General features: G+C 71.9%; 1 protein-coding gene. It reads right to left on the reverse strand.

Translation table 11 applies throughout. The features are described from left to right. Window position 1 precedes the first annotated feature (1 nt). Window positions 2-20,545 (reverse strand): type I polyketide synthase, encoded by a 20,544-nt coding sequence (locus JNUCC0626_RS14810; RefSeq protein WP_394620320.1) that lies wholly within the window; start codon window positions 20,543-20,545, stop codon window positions 2-4. Window positions 20,546-20,719: the final 174 nt, after the last annotated feature.

A 20,719-nucleotide genomic window follows, 5' to 3' on the forward strand; every position in this document is an offset into this window, starting at 1 on the left:
ATCAGGAGTTCTTGGTGTCGAGGGCCATCTCGACGAGGTTGTCGATGTCCATGTCGTCGATCGAGTCCCCTTCGTCGTCGACCGGTTCCGCTTCGCCGTTCGCGAGCCGCAGCAGCGCGTCCAGCAGGCCCGCCTCGCGCAACTTCTCCAGCGAGAGGCCTGTGAGCGCCTGGCGCACCTCGGCCTCCGCGGTGTCACCGATCAGCTCGGTGCGCAGGAGGTCGACCAGGACGAGCGGGGTCGGGTAGTCGAAGACCAGGGTCGCGGGGAGCCGCAGCCCGGTCAGGGTGTTGAGGCGGTTGCGCAGTTCGACCGCGGTGATCGAGGAGAACCCGAGCTCGCGGAACGCGCGGTCGGCCTCGACGGCACCGGCGGACTGGTGACCGAGCACCGCGGCCGCCTCGTCGCGCACCAGGTCGAGCAGCAGCCGGTCGCGGTCGTCCGCGGGCAGGGCTGTCAGCTTCGCCCGGAACGCGGCACCGGTGTCCACGTCGGACGCCTCGTCGCTCGCACGCCGCACCTCGGGCAGGTCCGCGATCAGCGGGCTCGGCCGCCCGGCGGTGAAGATCGGCGCGAACCGGGCCCACTCGACGTCGGCCAGGGTGATCGCATCGTCCCCGGACTCGACGGCCTGCCGCAGCGCGGCGATGGCACGGTCCGGTGCCATGGCCGGAAGTCCGCTGCGGCGCAGCAGTTCGTCCTGGTCGCCGCCGGCCCACGGGCCCCAGGCGACCGATGCTCCGGCAAGGCCGTTGGCCCGGCGCCGGTCCACCAGTGCGTCGAGGAACGCGCTGCCCGCGGCGTAGGCCGCCTGGTTCGCGGCGCCCCAGACACCGGCGGTCGAGGAGAACACCACGAACGCGTCGAGCGGCGTCTCCCCCAGCAGGTCGTCGAGGTGGGCGGCACCGAGGATCTTCGCGGAGAGGACCGCGGAGAACTCGGCGAAGTCCTGCTCCCCCAACGACGTCGACTGGGTGACCTCGACCGCGTGCATGACGGCGTCCGGCGTGTGCTCGCCGACCAGTGCGGCGAGCTGCTCCCGGTCGGTCACGTCGCACCGGACCACCGTGGTCCGCACGGCCAGGTCCGCGAGGAGTTCGTCGGCCGAGCCGTCGTGGTCCGAGGTGAGCACCAGGTGTTCGGCACCCGCTCCGGCGAGCCAGCGGGCGACCTGCCCGCCGAGCACCCCGGTGCCCCCGGTCACCAGCACCGTGCCGCGCGGCGTCCAGCCTCCGGTGGCCGGACCGGCCGGCGCGTGCGCCAGCCGTCGGGCCAGCACTCCGTCAGCGCGGATCGCGACCTGGTCCTCGGTGCCCGCGAGCACGTCGGTCAGGTGGTCGAGCACGACCTCGTCCCACTCGGCCGGCACGTCGATCAGGCCACCCCAGCGGTCGGGGTGCTCCAGCGCGGCGACCACGCCGAGGCCCCAGTTCTGGGCCTGGGCCGGGTCGCGCACCGGGTCGTCGGCGCCGGTGGAGACCGCGCCGCGAGTGATCGCCCACAGCGGCGCGGTGAGGCCCGCGTCGCCGAGTGCCTGCACCAGCACGAGGTTCTCCGCGGCGGAACCGGCCAGGGCCAGCACGCCGTCCACGGTTCCGACACCGGTCAACGCCTCGGTGAGCGCTGCCCGGTCGGTCGAGGCCGCGATGGTGCCGACCTCGAGGCCGCGATGCATGAGGCCGTGCAGCAGTTCGGTCTCCTCGGCACCGACGACGAGCCAACGTCCGGCAGGCTGCCCGCCGTGGGCGGCGACCGGGGTCCACTCGACGCGGTACCGCAGGCTGTTCGTGTCCGGCGTCTCGTCGGAGGTCAGCCAGAACCGCTCGCGCTGGAACGGGTAGGTCGGCAGGTCGATCCGCCGCGCGCCGGAGCCCGCGAAGAACGGCGACCAGTCGACCGGCACCCCGCGCACGTGCAGTCCGGCCAGTGCGGTGACGACCGAACCGGACTCGGGCTTGTCGGCGCGCAGGGCGGACACGAGCACCGCGTCCTGCGTGCTCTCCGCGGCCATCGCGGTGAGCACCGCGTCCGGCCCCAGCTCCAGGAACGTCGACACGCCGGCGTTTTCCAGCGTCGTGACCGCGTCGGCGAACCGGACGGCCTCGCGGACGTGGCGGACCCAGTAGTCCGCCGACGTCAACTCGGCCGCGGTGGCGAGCTGACCGGTCAGGGTCGAGACGATCGGGATCCGCGGCGCGGCGAAGGCAAGTCCCTTGGCCACGACCCGGAACTCCTCGAGCATGGCGTCCATCCGCGGCGAGTGGAACGCGTGGGACACGCTGAGCCGCTTGGACTTCCGGTCGCCGAACTGCGCGACGACCTGCTCGACGGCGTCCTCGTCACCCGCGACCACCACGGAGTTCAGCCCGTTGACCGCCGCGAGCGACACCCGGTCGTCCAGCAGCGGCGTGACCTCGGCTTCGGTGGCCTGCAAGGCGATCATCGCGCCACCGGTCGGCAGTGCCTGCATCAGCCGGCCGCGCGCGGCGACCAGCGTCACGGCGTCGTCCAGCGCCAGCACACCGGAGACGTGCGCGGCGGCCAGCTCGCCGATCGAGTGCCCGGCCAGGAAGTCCGGCCGCACACCCCAGTGCTCGTAGAGGCGGAACAGCGCGACTTCCAGCGCGAACAGGGCGGGCTGGGTGTTGCCGGTCTCGTTCAGGGCCGCCGCGTCGGTGCCGAAGACGACGTCGCGCAGCGGCAGGTCGAACCGGGCGCAGACGGCGTCGAACGCGTCGGCGAACACCGGCTGGGTCTCGTAGAGCTCGCGGCCCATGCCGATCCGCTGGCTGCCCTGGCCGGTGAACAGGAAGGCGAGCCTGCCGTTCGCCGTGCCGCCGCGCACCACCTCGGGTGCGTCGGTGCCGCCGGCCACCGCGAGCAGGCCGCGGTCGAGGTCGTCCCGGTCACCGGCGATGATCACCGCGCGGTGCTCCAGGTTCGCCCTGCCGGTGGCGAGGGTGAAGCCGAGACCGGCCAGGTCTGTGTCCACAACGGACTGGAGCCGGGTGGCCTGGGCTCGCAACGCCGCCGGGGTCCTGGCGGACAGCACGACCGGCACCACGGCGACTTCGGCACGTTCAGCGACCGGCGTGACCGGTACCTGCTCGATGATCGCGTGGGCGTTGGTGCCGCTGTAGCCGAACGACGACACACCGGCCCGGCGGGCGCGGCCCGTCTCGGGCCACGGCGTGGTCTCGGTGGCCAGCTCGACCGCGCCGGAGCTCCAGTCGATCTGCGGCGACGGCTCGTCCACGTGCAACGTCTTCGGCACCACACCGTGCCGCATCGCCAGCACCGCCTTGATCACGGCGGCGACACCGGACGCGGCCTGCGTGTGGCCGATGTTCGACTTCACCGAGCCGAGCAGCAACGGTGCCTGGCGGTCCTGGCCGTAGGTGGCCAGCAGCGCCTGCGCCTCGATCGGGTCACCGAGCGCGGTGCCCGTGCCGTGCGCCTCCACGACGTCCACATCGGACGGTGCGACGCCCGCGCGGGCCAGGGCCCTGCGGATCACCCGCTGCTGCGAAGGTCCGTTCGGCGCGGTCAGGCCGTTGGAGGCACCGTCCTGGTTGACGGCGGTGCCGCGGACGATGGCGAGCACCTCGTGGCCGTTGCGCTGGGCGTCCGACAACCGCTCGACGAGCAGCATGCCGACACCCTCGCCCCACGCCGTGCCGTCGGCTCCGGCGGCGAACGCCTTGCAGCGCCCGTCGGCCGCGAGTCCGCGCTGACGGGAGAAGTCCACGAACGCGGCGGGCGTCGACATGATCGTCACGCCGCCGGCCAACGCGAGATCGCACTCGCCGTTGCGCAGCGCCTGAGCCGCGAGGTGCAGGGCCACCAACGAAGACGAGCACGCCGTGTCGACGGTGACCGCCGGTCCCTCGAAGCCGAACGTGTAGGAGATGCGGCCGGAGAACACGCTGGCCGCGTTGCCGGTGCCGAAGTAGCCCTCCAGCTCGGCCGGCAGCGACGTGAGTTGCGCGCCGTAGTCCTGGCCGTTGGTGCCCGCGAAGACACCGACCTGGGCACCCCGCAACGAGTTCGGGTCGATCCCGGCCCGTTCGAACGCCTCCCACGAGGTCTCCAGCAGCAGTCGCTGCTGCGGGTCCATCGCCAGCGCCTCACGCGGCGAGATCCCGAAGAAGCCGGGGTCGAACTCCCCTGCCGCGTGCAGGAACGCGCCCTCGCGGGCGTAGGACTTGCCGGGTGCGTCCGGGTCCGGGTCGTACAGCCCGGCCAGGTCCCAGCCCCGGTCCGCCGGGAAGCCGGTCACGGCGTCGCCACCGTCGACCAGCAGCCTCCACAGGTCCTCCGGCGACGAGACGCCGCCCGCGAACCGGCACGACATCGCGACGATCGCGATGGGGTCGTCCGCGACGGCGGTCGTGACCGGCGTCAGCTCGGCCGGCCGGGCGCCGAGGAGTTCGCCACGCAGGTGCGCGGCGAGAGCGGCCGTGTTCGGGTAGTCGAAAACGAGCGTGGCCGACAGGCCCAGACCCGTTGCGGCGACGAGACTGTTGCGCAGCTCGACCGCGGTGAGCGAGTCGAAGCCCAGGTCCTTGAACGCCCGGTCGGGCCGGACGTCGTCCGCGGAGCCGTGGCCGAGTGCGGCCGCGACCTGCTCGCGCACGAGTTCCACGAGCGTGTGCAGCTGCTCGCCCTCGGACAGTTCGGCGATCCGGCGGGCCAGTGACGACTCCCCGGTCACCGCGACGGTCTGCTCGGCGACCTCCGGGAGTTCGCTCAGCAGCGGGCTCGGCCGGACGGCGGTGAACACCGGTGCGAACCGAGTCCAGTCGACGTCCGCGACGGTGATCGTGGTGTCGCCGGAGCGGATCGCCTGGCGCAGCGCGGTCATGGCGGCGGCCGAGTCCATCGTGACCACACCGCGCAGGCGCAGCTGCTCGGCGGCGTCACCCTCGACGGCCATGCCGCCGTCGGCCCACGGGCCCCAGGCGACCGCCAGCGCGGTCAGCCCACGGGCACGGCGGGACTCGGCCAGCGCGTCCAGGTGTGCGTTCGCGGCCGCGTAGGCCGACTGGCCACCGCTGCCCCACACCCCGGCGATCGACGAGAACAGCACGAACGCGTCGACGTCACCGACCAGCTCGTCCAGGTTCCGCGCGCCGGAAACCTTGCCCTCCAACACCTTCCGGAACGTCTCGGGGTCATGTCCCTCGACCGCCTCGGTGTGGTCGACGCCGGCCGCGTGGAACACCGCCGTGGGCGGGTGTGCCGCGACCACTGCGGCGACGGCGTCGCGGTCGGCCGCGTCGCACGCGGCGATCGTGACGCGTGCGCCGAGTTCTTCCAGTTCTACCTGGAGTTCAGCCGCACCGGGCGTGTCGGAGCCACGGCGGGAGGTCAGGATCAGGTGCTCGGCACCCGCGCCCGCCAGCCACCGGGCCACGTGCCCGCCCAGCGCACCCGTGCCACCGGTGATCAGCACCGTGCCCCGCGGCGTCCACGCCGAACCACCGGCGATCGGCGCGTGCACCAGCCGGCGGCCGAAGACGCCACTGGCGCGCACGGCGACCTGGTCCTCGGACCCGGCCAGCACGGCGGCGAACCGATCGAGGGCGCGGTCGTCGAGCGTGCCGGGCAGGTCGACCAGACCGCCCCAGCGCTCGGAGAGTTCCAACGCCGCCACCCGGCCGAAGCCCCAGATCTGAGCGGCTTCCGGCTCGACCGCGTTGCCGGCCTTCACGGCTTCCCGCGTCACCAGCCACAGCGGCGCGTCCACACCAGCAAGCGCCTGCGTCACGGCGAGCGCCTCGGCGACATCGGCCGGGAACGCCAGCACACCGTCGAACTCACCGAGGTCGGCCACCGTCGCCAGATCCGTGACGGTGACGACCTCGACGCCCCTCGCGCTGAGCGAGTCCACGACGGGGTCGGCGCCGACGGCGAGCCAACGACCGGAAACCTCGGCCTGGCCCGCGGGCACCGGCTTCCACTCGACCCGGTAACGCCAGCCCTCCACAGTGGACTCACCACGGCTGTCCCGCCTCCAGCGGGACAACACCGGCAGCACCGCGTCGAACGCCTGCGAGTCCTCCTCGCTCAGTGAGGCACCGAGCGACTCCAGGTCCTCCCGCTCGACCGCGTCCCAGAACCGGGCCTCGATCGAGTCCTGCCCGCGGGTGGAGGCCGTCTCCAGCCACAACCGCTCGCGCTGGAACGCGTAGGTGGGCAGATCCACCCGCCGCGCACCGGTACCGGCGAAGAACTTCGCCCAGTCGACCTCGACCCCGCGGGCGTGGATCCGGCCGAGCGCGGTCAGCAGCGACCGCGCCTCCGGTCGTCCCTTGCGCAGGGCGGGCACGAACTCCGCGCCGCCACCGGCCATGGCCGACAGCACCGCGTCCGGGCCCAACTCCAGGAACGTCGTGACGTCCTGGGCCTGCAACTCCGCCACGGCGTCGGCGAACCGGACCGTGTTCCGGACGTGGCTCACCCAGTGCTCCGGGTCGCTGACCTCGCCCGGCATCGGGATCTCCGGTGCGTTGAACGTCAGCTTCGACACCACAGTGCGGAAGTCGTCCAGCATCGGGTCCATCAACGGCGAGTGGAACGCGTGCGAAACACTGAGCCGCTTCGACTTGCGGTCCGGGAACCGCGCCACGACCTGCTCCACCGCGGCCTCGTCACCGGCGACCACGACCGCGTCCGGCCCGTTGACCGCCGCGATCGACACCAGCTCCGTGAGCAGCGGCAGCACTTCCGCCTCGGTGGCCTGCAGGGCCACCATCGCGCCGCCCTCGGGCAACGCCTGCATCAGGCGAGCCCGAGCACTGATCAACGTGGCCGCGTCTTCCAGCGACAACACACCGGAGACGTGCGCGGCCGCGATCTCACCGATCGAGTGGCCCGCCAGGAAGTCCGGACGGACACCCCACGACTCGACCAGCCGGTACAACGCCACTTCCAGCGCGAAGATCGCCGGCTGAGTGAACTCCGTGCGGTCCAGTTCCTCGTCCCGCACGTCAACCAGCGCGGCAACCTCGTCAAAGGCCTTGGCGTACACGGGGAAAGCCTCGTACAGCTCACGGCCCATGCCGGCCCGCTGGCTGCCCTGCCCCGTGAAGAGGAACGCGAGGCGGCCCGGCACGACCGTCGCCGGCTCCACCGCGCCGAGGTTCTCGACCAGGTCGTCCCGGTCGGCGACGACCACGACGGCCCGGTGGTCGAACCGGGCGCGCGTCGTCGCCAGCGAGAAGCCGAGGTCCGTCAGGTCCACCGGCGCCGACGCGGCCAGGCGGTCCGCCTGCTCCCGCAACGCTTCCGGCGACTTGGCCGACAGCACGACCGGCACCAGCGGCAGCGGCTTGTGCTCGACCTTGCTCGGCCGGACGGCGGGGGCCTGCTCGACGATCAGGTGCGCGTTGGTGCCACCGATGCCGAACGACGACACACCCGCACGGCGCGGCCTGCTCACCGCGGGCCACTCGCGCGCCTCGGTCAGCAGCTCGACCGCGCCGGACTCCCAGTCGACGTGCGGAGTCGGCTCAGCAAGGTGCAACGTCTTGGGCGCGACGCCGTGCCGCAGCGCCATCACCATCTTGATCACACCGGCGACACCGGCGGCCGACTGCGAGTGCCCGATGTTGGACTTCAACGAGCCCAGCAGCACCGGCTGCTCGCGGTCCTGGCCGTAGGTGGCGAGGATGGCCTGGGCCTCGATCGGGTCGCCCAGCTTCGTGCCGGTGCCGTGCGCCTCGACCAGATCGACGTCCGAAGTGGACAGACCGGCGTTCGCAAGCGCTTGCCGGATCACCCGCTGCTGCGACGGACCGTTCGGCGCCGTCAACGTGCTCGACGCACCGTCCTGGTTCACCGCCGAACCCCGCACCACCGCGAGCACCTCGTGCCCGTTGCGACGCGCGTCCGACAGCCGTTCGACCATGATCACGCCGACGCCCTCGGACCAGCCGGTGCCGTCCGCGTCGGCCGAGAAGGCCTTGCAACGACCGTCCGGCGAGAGCCCGTTCTGCTTCGCGAACTCGGCGAACAGCGCCGGCGTCGAGAGCACCATCACGCCACCGGCCAAAGCGAAGTCGCACTCACCACGACGCAACGCCTGCACGGCGAGGTGAATCGCCACCAACGACGACGAACAGGCCGTGTCGACCGTCAGCGCGGGACCTTCCAGGCCGAACGTGTAAGCGATCCGGCCGGACATCACGCTCGGCGTGCTGCCGGTGAGCACCAGCCCCGCCAGCTCCTCGGGAACGACCTGACCCGCGGAGCCGTAGTCGGTCGAACTGCCACCGATGAAGACGCCGGCCTGCTTGCCCCGCACCGAAGCCGGGTCGATGCCCGCCCGCTCGAAGGTCTCCCACGTCGTCTCCAGCAGCAACCGCTGCTGGGGATCCATCGCGAGGGCCTCACGAGGCGAGATGCCGAAGAAGTCGCGGTCGAAGTCCATGGCGTGGTCGACGAAACCCGCACCCGCGACGTCGAAGTCGAACTCCTGCAACAACCAGCCGCGGTCGACGGGCAACGGCGTGATCGCGTCCGTGCCCGTGGCGACGAGCTCCCAGAGATCCTCCGGCGACCGGACTCCACCGGGGAAGCGGCAGGCCATCGACACGATCGCGATCGGCTCGTCCGACCCGGCGGTGGCAGCGGTCACCTCCGCTCGCACCGGCGCATCGGCCGAGCCCACCAGTTCACCGCGCAGGTGCACCGCGAGCGCTTGCGGAGTCGGGTAGTCGAACACCACCGTCGCCGGCAGCCGCAGACCGGTCGCGGCACTCAACGTGTTGCGCAACTCCACTGCCGACAGCGAGTCCAGCCCCATGTCGACCAGACCGCGGGTCACCTGGACCTGCTGTGCCGAGGAGAACCCCAGCACCACCGCGACCTGGCCGCGCACCAGCTCCAGCAGCAGGTCGTCCTGCTCGGCGACCGACAGCGAACCCAGTTTCTGGTGCCACTGCGTGGCTCCCGCCGCGACGCCCGCGGCGTTGCGGCGCGTGGGCACGCGGACCAGGCCGCGCAGCAACGGGTGCAGGTCGTTCTTGCTCGCCCGCAACGCGACGAGGTCGAGCTTCATCGGCACGGAGACCGGTTCGTCCAGCACGAGCGCCGAGTCGAACAACTCGAAGCCCTCGGCGACGGACATCGCGGGCATCCCGGCACGGGTCATCCGCGACAGGTCCACCCGGGACAGACCGGCGCCCATGCCCGTGCTCTGGTTCCACAGACCCCACGCGAGCGAGACACCCGGCAGACCGAGGAAACGCCGGTGCGCGGCCAGACCGTTCAGGTACGTGTTCGCGGCCGCGTAGTTGGCCTGACCGGGAGAACCCATCAAGCCGGCCGTCGACGAGAACAGCGCGAACATCGCGAGGTCACGATCCCGCGTCAGCTCGTGCAGGTGCCACGCCGCGTCCACCTTGGGCGCGAACACGGTGTCCAGACGCTCCGGCGTCAACGACGCCAGAACACCGTCATCCAACACACCAGCCGTGTGCACAACACCAGTCAGATCCTCCACATTCGCAAGGACAGCGGCCAGAGCCGCGCGATCGGACACGTCACACGCCACGACGTCGACCTGGGCATCCAGCTCCGCCACCAACTCGGCGGCACCCGGCGCGTCCAGACCGCGACGAGAAGTCAGCACCAGACGCCGCACACCGCGCTCGGCGACCAGATGACGGGCCAACTCCGCACCCAGCCCACCGGTACCACCGGTGATCAGCACGGTGCCGTCGGGATCGAGCGGTGCCGGAACGGTCAGCACGACCTTGCCGATGTTCTTGGCCTGCCCCAGGTACCGGAACGCCTCGGGCGCGCGGTGCACGTCCCACGTCGTCACGGGCAGCGGACGCAGCTCACCGGCGTTGAACCACTCGTACAGACGCGTCAGCAGTTCGCCGATGCGGTCGAAGCCGGCCTCGATCAGGTCGAACGCCTTGTACCGGACGCCGGAGTGCGCGGCGGCGACGTCGTCGGCGTCGCGGACGTCGGTCTTGCCCATCTCCAGGAACCGGCCGCCCTCCCCTTGTGCGACCAGGCGAAGCGAGGAGTCGACGAACTCACCGGACAACGCGTTGAGCACCACGTCCACACCACGGCCGTCGGTCGCGGCGGTGAACTCCTGCTCGAAGTCCGTCGTGCGCGACGACGCGATGTGGTCGTCGTCCAGACCGGCGCCCCGCAGCACGTCCCACTTGCCGGTGCTCGCGGTGCCGAACACGTCCGCACCGAGCAGCCGGGCCACCTGCGTCGCGGCCATGCCCACACCACCGGCGGCGGCGTGGATGAGGATCTTCTCCCCGGCCTGCAACCCGCCCAGGTCGTCCAACGCGTACAACGCGGTCAGGTACACCAGCGGCACACCGGCCGCCTGGGTGTACGACCAGCCGTCCGGGATGAGGCAGATCTGCCTGCGGTCAGCCACCGCCACCGGCGCGAACGCGGCGGCGAACATGCCCATCACCCGGTCGCCGGGCACGAGGTCCGTGACCCCGGAACCCACTTCCAGCACGACGCCCGCGCCTTCGAGACCCATCAGGCCGGCATCGCCCGGATACATGCCGAGCACGTTCATCACGTCGCGGAAGTTCACGCCCGCCGCGCGCACCGCGATCCGGACCTCACCGGCCCCGAGCTCCGTCTCGGCGGTGGGCCACGGGATGGTGACCAGGTTGTCGAAGGTGCCCTTCTCGGTGAAGTCCAGTCGCCACGGCCCCTTGCCCGCGAACGGCGACACCGAACCGGCGAAACCACGGGCCAGGCGAGGCACGAACGCCGCACCGGAACGAACGGCCACCTCGCTCTCGCCCGACAGCACGAGAGCGGCCGCCAGGCCCTCGACGTCACGGGGCACGTCGGCGTCGACGAGCACGATCCGGTCGAGGTACTCCGCCTGCGCTGCCCGCACCAGGCCGGACACCGCAGCGTGCGCCAGCGACTTCACGTCCTCACCGGGCAGCACCGACACCGCCCGGCTGGTCACCACGACCAGCACGGACTCCTCGTCGGCGGCCAGGAAGCCCTGCACGTCGGCCAGCACGCGGCCCGCGACGTCCCGGACTTCGCCCTGCGGCACCACCAGCGTCACAACGCGCGGCGCACCGTCCTTGCGGTCCAGGGACAGCGGAAGCCACTCGACGCGGAACAACGAATCAGGCTGACCCGCGCCCGGCTTCGCCAGCTGGCCACCGATCGGCCGCAGCACCAACGAGTCGACCCGGGCCACCGGCACACCGGCGCCGTCGGCGACGCTCACCGAGACCGCGTCGCCCTGCCCGCTCGGGGAGATCCGGGCCCGCAGCACCGAGGCACCCGTCGCGTGCAGGGTCACGCCGTTCCAGGAGAACGGCAGCGAAGCGCCCTGACCCTTGTCCGACTCCAGCCCCAACGCGTGCAGCACGGAGTCGAGCAACGCCGGGTGGACGCCGAACTTCGCCGCCTGACGGTGTTCCGACTCGGGCAGCCCGGCCTCGACGAACAGGTCGTCGCCGGCCTTCCACGCCGCCTTCAGGCCGCGGAAGACGGGACCGTAGTCCAGACCGCCCTCGGCCAGGCCGTCGTAGAGATCCGACAGGTCCAGCTCCTCCGCGCCGGCGGGAGGCCACGCGCTCAGGTCGAACCCGGCCGCGACCGTCTCGTCCGACAGCACACCGATCGCGTGCGTCGTCCAGACGTCGCCGTCCTGCGCCAGCACGGTGACCGTCCGCCGGCCTCCGTCGAGCTCGCCGACCACGACCCGCACCTTCACGCCCGCGGCGGTCAGCACCAGGGGCTGCTGCAACAAGAGCTCTTCGACGTGCCCGCAGCCGACCTCGTCACCGGTGCGGATCACCAGTTCGGCCAGCGCGGTCCCCGGCACGACCGCGGCACCCGCGACGACGTGGTCGGCAAGCCAGCGGTGGGTGTTCAGGGACAGCCGCGCCGTGCCGAGCACCCCGCCGTCGGGCATCGCGAACACCGCGTCCAGCAACGGGTGCTGGGCCGAGTCGAGTCCGCCGATGGAGGTCGAGAAGTCCAGCCAGAACCGCTCCCGCTGGAACGGGTACGTCGGCAGGTCGACGCGCCGCGCGCCGGAACCGGCGAAGCAGGCGGTCCAGTCGACCTCGACGCCCCTGGCGTGCACCCTGCCCAGCGCCTGCAGCAACGCCCGCGCTTCCGGCCGGCCCTTGCGCAGGGTCGGCACGAACGCCGCGTCACCGTTGCCCATCGCCGACAGCACCGCGTCCGGTCCCAGCTCCAGGAACGTCGTCACGTTCCGCGCCGCCAGCGTCGACACCGCGTCCGCGAACCGAACCGTGCCGCGCACGTGCCGCACCCAGTACTCCGGGTCGGTCACGTCGCCCAGCATCGCGATCTTGGGCTCGTTGAACGTCAGTGTCGTGACCACAGCGCGGAAGTCGTCCAGCATCGGGTCCATCAACGGCGAGTGGAACGCGTGAGACACGCTGAGCCGCTTGGACTTCCGGTCCGGGAAGCGCGCGACCACCTGCTCGACCGCGGCCTCGTCACCCGCGACCACGACGGCGTTCGGCCCGTTGATCGCGGCGATCGACACCAGCTCGGTCAGATGCGGCAGAACCTCGTCTTCGGTGGCCTGCAACGCGACCATTGCGCCGCCCTCGGGCAGCGCCTGCATCAGCCGCGCACGGGCACTGATCAACGTGGCCGCGTCTTCCAGCGAGAGCACGCCGGAGACGTGCGCCGCCGCGATCTCACCGATCGAATGCCCGGCCAGGAAGTCCGGGCGAACGCCCAGCGACTCCACCAGCCGGAACAGCGCCACTTCCAGTGCGAAGATCGCGGGCTGGGTGAACTCCGTGCGGTCCAGCTGGTCGTCGCGCACGTCCACGAGCGCGGCAACCTCGTCAAAAGCCTTGGCGTAGGCGGGGAACGCGTCGTACAGCTCACGACCCATCCCGGCCCGCTGGCTGCCCTGACCGGTGAACAGGAACGCCAACCGACCGGACGCCACCGTCGCGGGGCGGACCGCGGCCAGTTCCCGAAGCAGCTCGTCCTGGTCCGCGGCGACCACCACGGCCCGTTGCTCGAACCGGGCGCGCGTGGTCGCGAGCGAGAAGCCGAGGTCCGTCAGATCCACCGGCGCCAGCTCGGCCAGGCGCTCCGCCTGTTCCCGCAACGCTTCCGGCGTCTTCGCCGACAGCACCACCGGCACCAGCGGCAACGGCTTGTGCTCGACGTCCACCTGCCGGGCGGGCGGAGCCTGCTCGACGATCACGTGCGCGTTGGTGCCACCGATGCCGAACGACGACACACCCGCACGGCGCGGACGCCCGCGGTCCGGCCACGACCGCGACTCGGTCAGCAGCTCGACCGCCCCGGCCTCCCAGTCAACGTGCGGGGAGGGCTCGTCGGCGTGCAAGGTCTTGGGCGCGACGCCGTTGCGCAGCGCCATCACCATCTTGATCACGCCACCGACACCGGCGGCGGACTGCGCGTGGCCGATGTTGGACTTCAGGGAGCCCAGCAGCAACGGCTCCTCGCGGTCCTGACCGTAGGTGGCGAGCACCGCCTGCGCCTCGATCGGGTCACCGAGCTTCGTGCCGGTGCCGTGCGCCTCGACGACGTCGACGTCCGAAGTGGACAGACCGGCGTTCGCAAGCGCTTGCCGGATCACCCGCTGCTGCGAGGGACCGTTCGGCGCCGTCAGCGTGCTCGACGCACCGTCCTGGTTGACCGCCGAACCCCGCACCACCGCAAGGACTTCGTGCCCGTTGCGGCGTGCATCGGACAACCGCTCCACCAGGAGCATGCCGACGCCCTCGGACCAGCCGGTGCCGTCCGCGTCGGCCGAGAAGGCCTTGCAACGACCGTCCGGCGAGAGCCCGTTCTGCTTGGCGAACTCGGCGAACAGCGCCGGCGTCGAGAGCACCATGACGCCACCGGCCAGCGCGAAGTCGCACTCACCGCGGCGCAGCGCCTGCACGGCGAGGTGAATCGCGACCAGCGAGGAGGAGCACGCGGTGTCGACCGTCAGCGCCGGGCCTTCCAGGCCGAACGTGTAGGCGATCCGGCCGGACATCACGCTCGGGGTGCTGCCGGTGAGCAGCAGGCCCGCCAGCTCGTCGGGCACGACCTGCCCCTGGGAACCGTAGTCCGTGGCGCTGCCGCCGACGAACACGCCGGCCTGCCTGCCGCGCACGGACGCCGGGTCGATCCCGGCCCGTTCGAAGGTCTCCCACGCCGTCTCCAGCAGCAGTCGCTGCTGCGGCTCCATCGCCAGCGCCTCACGCGGCGAGATGCCGAAGAAGCTGCTGTCGAAGTCCATGGCGTGGTCGACGAAACCACCACCCGCGACGTCGAAGTCCATGTCCTGCAACAGCCAGCCGCGGTCGACCGGCAACGGCGTGATCGCGTCCGTGCCCGTGGCGACGAGCTCCCACAGGTCCTCCGGAGAACGAACCCCACCGGGGAAGCGGCACGCCATCGACACGATCGCGATCGGCTCGTCCGATCCGACCGTCGCGGCCACCACCTGCGGCGCGGGGGCCTCGTCGGCCGACGAGGCCAGTTCGCCCCGCAGGTGCGCGGCGAGCGCCTGGGGCGTCGGGTAGTCGAACACGACGGTGGCCGGCAGCCGCAGGCCCGTCGCGACGCTCAACGTGTTGCGCAACTCGACCGCGGACAACGAGTCCAGGCCCATCTCGACCAGACCGCGGGTCACCTGCACCTGCTGTGCCGAGGAGAACCCCAGCACCACCGCGACCTGGCCGCGCACCAGCTCCAGCAACAGCTCGTCCTGCTCGGCCGTGGAGCGGCCGGCGAGCTTGGCCGACCACGACGACGGCTCGGCCTTGCCCCCGGCCGCCGCGGCGCGCCGGTTCTGCGTGCGGACCAGACCCCGCAGCACGGGCTGCACCTCGGCGCCACCGCGCAACGCGGCCAGGTCGAGCTTCATCGGCACGGCGACGGCTTCGTCCAGCACGAGCGCCGAGTCGAACAACGCGAAGCCCTCGGCGACCGACATCGCCGGCATGCCGGCCCGCGCCATCCGAGCGAGATCCGCCTTCGTCAAGCCGGAACCCATGCCCACGTTCGAGCTCCACAGGCCCCACACCAGCGAGACGGCGGGCAGGCCGAGGGAACGGCGGTGGGCGGCGAGGCCGTTCAGGTAGGTGTTGGCGGCCGCGTAGTTGGCCTGGCCCGGCGAACCGAGCACACCGGCCGTGGACGAGAACAGGGCGAACATCGCCAGGTCGCGGTCACGGGTCAGCTCGTGCAGGTGCCACGCGGCGTCGGCCTTCGGGCCGAAGACGGTGCCGATGCGTTCCGGCGTCAGCGATTCCAGCACGCCGTCGTCGAGGACACCGGCCGTGTGCACGACACCGGTGAGGTTCTCGATCCCGGCGATCACGGTGGCAAGCGCGTCGCGGTCGGACACGTCGCAGGCGACGACGTCGACCCGCGCGTCCAGTTCCGCGACCAGCTCGGCCGCGCCCGGCGCGTCCAGGCCGCGACGCGACGTGAGCACCAGGTGCCGGACTCCGCGCACGGTCACGAGGTGACGCGCCAGTTCGGCGCCCAGACCACCCGTGCCGCCGGTGATCAGCACCGCGCCCTCGGGGTCGAGCGGCGCCGGGATCGTGAGCACGACCTTGCCGATGTTCTTTGCCTGGCCCAGGTACCGGAACGCCTCCGGTGCCCGGTGCAGGTCCCACGCCGTGACCGGCGACGGGTGCAGCACGCCCGCGCTGAACCAGTCGTAGAGCTGGTAGAGCATCTCGCGGATGCGGTCGGGGCCCGCCTCGATCAGGTCGAACGCCTGGTAGCCGACACCGGGGTACTGGGTGGCGACCTCGGCGGCGTCGCGGACGTCGGTCTTGCCCATCTCGACGAATCGGCCGCCGCCACCCATGCCCGTCAGCCGCAGCGAGGCGTCGACGAACTCACCCGCCAGCGCGTCCAGCACGACGTCGACACCGCGGCCACCGGTGACGGCGGCGAACTGCTGCTCGAACTCCGTGGTGCGGGAGGACGCGATGTGGTCGTCCGGAATCCCGGCCTGGCGCAGGATGTGCCACTTGCCGGTGCTGGCCGTGCCGAACACGTCGGCGCCGAGCTGGCGGGCGACCTGCGTCGCGGCCATGCCGACACCACCGGCGGCGGCGTGGATCAGGACCGACTCGCCCGCCCGCAGACCGGCGAGGTCACCGAGGCCGTACAGCGCGGTGAGGAACACCAGCGGCACACCGGCCGCCTCGGCGTAGGTCCAGCCGGCGGGGACCGGGCAGACCATCCGCTCGTCGGCGATCGCGACCGGGCCGAAGGCGGCGTCCATCATGCCCATCACCCGGTCGCCGGGCGCGAGACCGTCCACTTCGGACCCGACCTCGAGCACGACACCGGCGGCCTCGAGGCCCATCAGGCCCGCGTCGCCGGGGTACATGCCGAGGGTGTTCATGACGTCGCGGAAGTTGACGCCCGCGGCGCGCACGGCGATGCGGACCTGGTTGGGCTCCAGCTCGTCCATGGCCTGAGGCCACGGGATGGTGACGAGGTTGTCGAACGTGCCCTGCTCGGTGAAGTCCAGTCGCCACGGCTCGTCGCCGGCGAACGGCGTGACCGAGCCGGCGAAACCACGGGCGAGTCGCGGCACGAACGCCTTGCCGCCGCGGACGGCGACCTCGCTCTCCCCCGAGGCGGCGATGGCCGGCAGCAGGTCGTCGAGCTCACCCGGCACGTCGGCGTCGATCAGCACGATCCGGTCGACGTGCTCGGACTGCGCGGCCCGGATGAGGCCCGACACCGCGGCGTGGCCCAGGTTCGGGACGTCCTCGCCGGGCAGCACGGACGCGCCGCCGCTGGTGACGACGGCCAGCACGGACTCGTGGTCCTCGGCCAGGAACGCCTGCACGTCGGCCAGCACGCGGCTGACGACGTCGCGGGTCTCGCCGTCCGGCGCGATCACCGTGACGACCTGGGCCGCGCTGCCCTCGCGCTCCAGCGAGAGCGGGTTCCAGTCGATGCGGAACAGCGCGTCCGGCTGTCCGGACCCGGCCTTGAGCTGGCCACCGATCGGCCGCAGCACCAGCGAGTCGATCTGGGCGACCGGCGTTCCGGTCTCGTCGGCGACCCGGACCGCGACCGCGTCGCCCTGCCCGACCGGCGAGATCCGTGCGCGCAGCACCGAGGCGCCGGTCGCGAAGAGGCTGACTCCGTTCCAGGAGAACGGCAGCGAGCCGCCCTGGCCCTTGGCCGACTCGTCCAGGCCGAGGGCGTGCAGCACCGAGTCCAGCAACGCCGGGTGCAGGCCGAACCTGGCCGCCTGCCGTTGCTCCGACTCGGGCAGCGCCACCTCGGCGTACACGTCGTCGCCGGACCGCCAGGCCGCCCGCAGGCCGCGGAACACCGGGCCGTACACCAGACCGGCGGCCGCGAGGTCGTCGTAGACCCCGTCGAGTTCGATCTCCCGGGCGTCGGCAGGCGGCCACGTCCTCAGGTCGAAGCCGGCCGCGATCTCGTCCTCCGCGAGCACACCGACGGCGTGGGTGACCCACTCGGCGTCGTCCTCGCCGTCCGGTCGCGTGTAGACGGTGACCGTGCGGCGGCCGGAGGCGTCCGCCTCGGCGACCTCGATGCACAGCGTGACCGCGCCCTTCGCCGGCAGCACCAGCGGCGCCTGCAGCAGCAGCTCCTCCAGGTGGCCGCAGTGCAGCTGGTCGCCCGCGCGGATGGCGAGTTCGACGATCGCGGTGCCCGGCACGACCACGGTGCCCGCGACGACGTGGTCGGCGAGCCAGGCGTGCGAGGAACGGGACAGCCGGGCGGTGAACAGGGTTCCGCCGTGGGGGGTGGAGAGCACGGCGCCGAGCAGCGGGTGGTCGGCGGCGCCGAGACCGGCGGCCGTCACGTCGTGGACGGCGCCGGTGGCGTCGACCCAGAACCGCTCGCGCTGGAACGCGTAGGTGGGCAGCGAGATCGCTCGCACACCGGAACCGGCGAAGTAGGCGGACCAGTCGACCCGCACACCGCGGCCGTGGATCCGGCCGAGCGCGGACACGATGCTCTGGACCTCGTCGCGGTCCTTGCGCAGCGCGGACACGAGCACCGCGTCCCGGACGCTCTCCGCGCCCATCGCGGTGAGCACGCCGTCCGGGCCGAGCTCGAGGAACGTCGTGACGCCTTCGGTTTCCAGGGCGCGCACGGCGTCGGCGAACCGGACGGCCTCGCGCACGTGCCGCACCCAGTACTCCGGCGAGGTGATCTCCTCGGCCGTGACGAGCGCGCCGGTCAGCGTGGAGACGATCGAGATCGTCGGCGCGGTGAAAGTCAGCTTCCGCACCACGGCGCGGAAGTCGGCCAGCATACCGTCCATCTGCGGCGAGTGGAACGCGTGCGAGACGCTGAGCCGCTTGGCCTTGCGGTCGGGGAACTGCGCCGCGATCTGCTCGACGGCGTCCTCGGCGCCCGCGACGACGACCGAGCGCGGGCCGTTGACAGCGGCGATCGAGACGGTCTCGGTGAGGTGCGGCAGCACCTCTTCCTCGGTGGCCTGCAACGCGAGCATGGCACCGGTACCCGGCAGCGCCTGCATGAGCCGGCCCCGCGCGCTGACCAGTGCGGCCGCGTCTTCCAGGGACAGCACGCCGGCGACGTGCGCGGCGGCGATCTCGCCGATCGAGTGGCCGGCCAGGAAGTCGGGCTTGACGCCCCACGACTCGACGAGGCGGTAGAGCGCCACCTCGATCGCGAACAGCGCGGGCTGGGTGAACTCGGTGCGGTTCAGCAGGTCCGGAGTGGACAGTGCCTCGCCGAGCTTCGGGTCGAGGTGGGCGCGGACGGCGTCGAACGCCTCGGCGAACGCCGGGAACGCGGCGTGCAGCTGCTGCCCCATCGCGATCCGCTGGCTGCCCTGCCCGGTGAACAGGATCGCGGTCCGGCCCTTGACGGCCGCCTCGGGCACAGGAGCGTCGGTGGCCAGGGCGTCCAGTGCGGCGAGCAGGTCCTCGGCCCCCTCGGCGACGATCGTCGCCCGGTGGTCGTGGTGGGTCCGGCTGGTCGCGGTGGAGTACGCGAGGTCGGCCAGACCGGCTCCGGCGCGCACCACCTCGGCCAGCTTGGCGGCGTTGGCGCGCACCGCGTTCTCGGTCTTGCCGGAGACCAGCACGGGCACGACCGGCAGCTCGGCGCGCGGCTCCTCGTCGATTTCCTGAGGCGGTGCCTGCTCGATGATCGCGTGCGCGTTGGTGCCGCTGTAGCCGAACGACGACACACCGATGCGGCGCTCACGGCCGGTCTCCGGCCACGGCCGGGACTCGGTGGCCAGCTCGATCGAGCCGGCGCTCCAGTCGATCTGCTTCGACGGCTCGTCCACGTGCAGCGTCTTCGGCACCAGGCCGTGCCGCAGCGCCAGGACGGACTTGATCACGGCGGCGACACCGGCGGCGGCCTGCGTGTGGCCGATGTTCGACTTCACCGAGCCCAGCAGCATCGGCTGGTCGCGGTCCTTGCCGTAGGCCGCCAGCAGCGCCTGCGCCTCGATCGGGTCGCCCAGGGCGGTGCCCGTGCCGTGCGCCTCCACCACGTCGACGTCCACAGAGGACAGTCGGGCGTCCTCCAGCGCCGCCTTGATGACGCGCTGCTGCGACGGGCCGTTCGGCGCGGTGAGGCCGTTCGACGCGCCGTCCTGGTTGACCGCGGTGCCGCGCACGACGGCGAGGATCTGGTGGCCGTTGCGCTGGGCGTCCGAGAGCCGCTCGACGAGCAGCATGCCGACGCCCTCGCCCCACGCGGTGCCGTCCGCACCGGCTGCGAACGCCTTGCAGCGCCCGTCGACGGCGAGGCCGCGCGCCCGGGAGAAGTCGATGAACGCGCCGGGCGAGGACATGATCGTCACGCCACCGGCCAGCGCCAGGTCGCACTCGCCGTTGCGCAGCGCCTGCACCGCGAGGTGCAGGGCGACGAGCGAGCCGGAGCAGGCCGTGTCGATCGTGACCGCGGGGCCCTCGAAGCCGAACGTGTAGGAGACGCGGCCGGAGAACATGCTCGCCGCGTTGCCGGTGCCGAGGTGGCCTTCGAGGCCCTCCGGCACGCCGCCGTCGAACAGCGCGATGTAGTCCTGGCCGTTGGTGGAGGTGAACACACCGGTCCGGCTGCCGCGCAACGACTGCGGGTCGACACCCGCGCGCTCGAACGTGTGCCACGCCGTTTCCAGCAGCAGGCGTTGCTGCGGATCCATCGCCAGCGCCTCGCGCGGCGAAATGCCGAAGAACCCCGGATCGAAATCAGCGACACCCTCGACGAATGCGCCTTCGGCGACATAGGTGGTGCCCTGGTTGTCGGGGTCCGGGTGATAAAGCGATTCGACGTCCCAGCCGCGATCGGTCGGGAACGGCGCGATGGCGTCACGTCCCTCGACGAGGAAGTCCCAGAACTCGTCAGGCGACGACACACCGCCCGCGAAGCGGCAGTCCATCGCCACGATCGCGATGGGCTCGTGCCCCTTCGCCTCCGCCACCTGCAGGCGTTGGCGTGTGTTGTGCAGGTCCGCCGTCACCCGCTTGAGGTAGTCGCGAAGCTTCTGCTCGTTGGACATTCAACGCCACCTCTTCAGGGCAACCGGCACGTCTCGGGGTAAGTCCGACAGACCTCTGGACCGAAAACTAACGAGGGGGCCGCCAGGGACAACACCCCTGACGGCCCCCTACGCGTCCCCTACGGCTCCCGTTCCGAAAAGAAGCGGGAAATCCCTAAAGAAACAGTTGGGAAA

It is taken from the genome of Lentzea sp. JNUCC 0626, assembly GCF_043632865.1.
Taxonomy (GTDB): Bacteria; Actinomycetota; Actinomycetes; order Mycobacteriales; family Pseudonocardiaceae; genus Lentzea.

Excerpts from the sequence above, each read along its gene's own strand:
- JNUCC0626_RS14810 (WP_394620320.1), bottom strand. The coding sequence starts at position 20,545 with ATGTCCAACGAGCAGAAGCTTCGCGACTACCTCAAGCGGGTGACGGCG.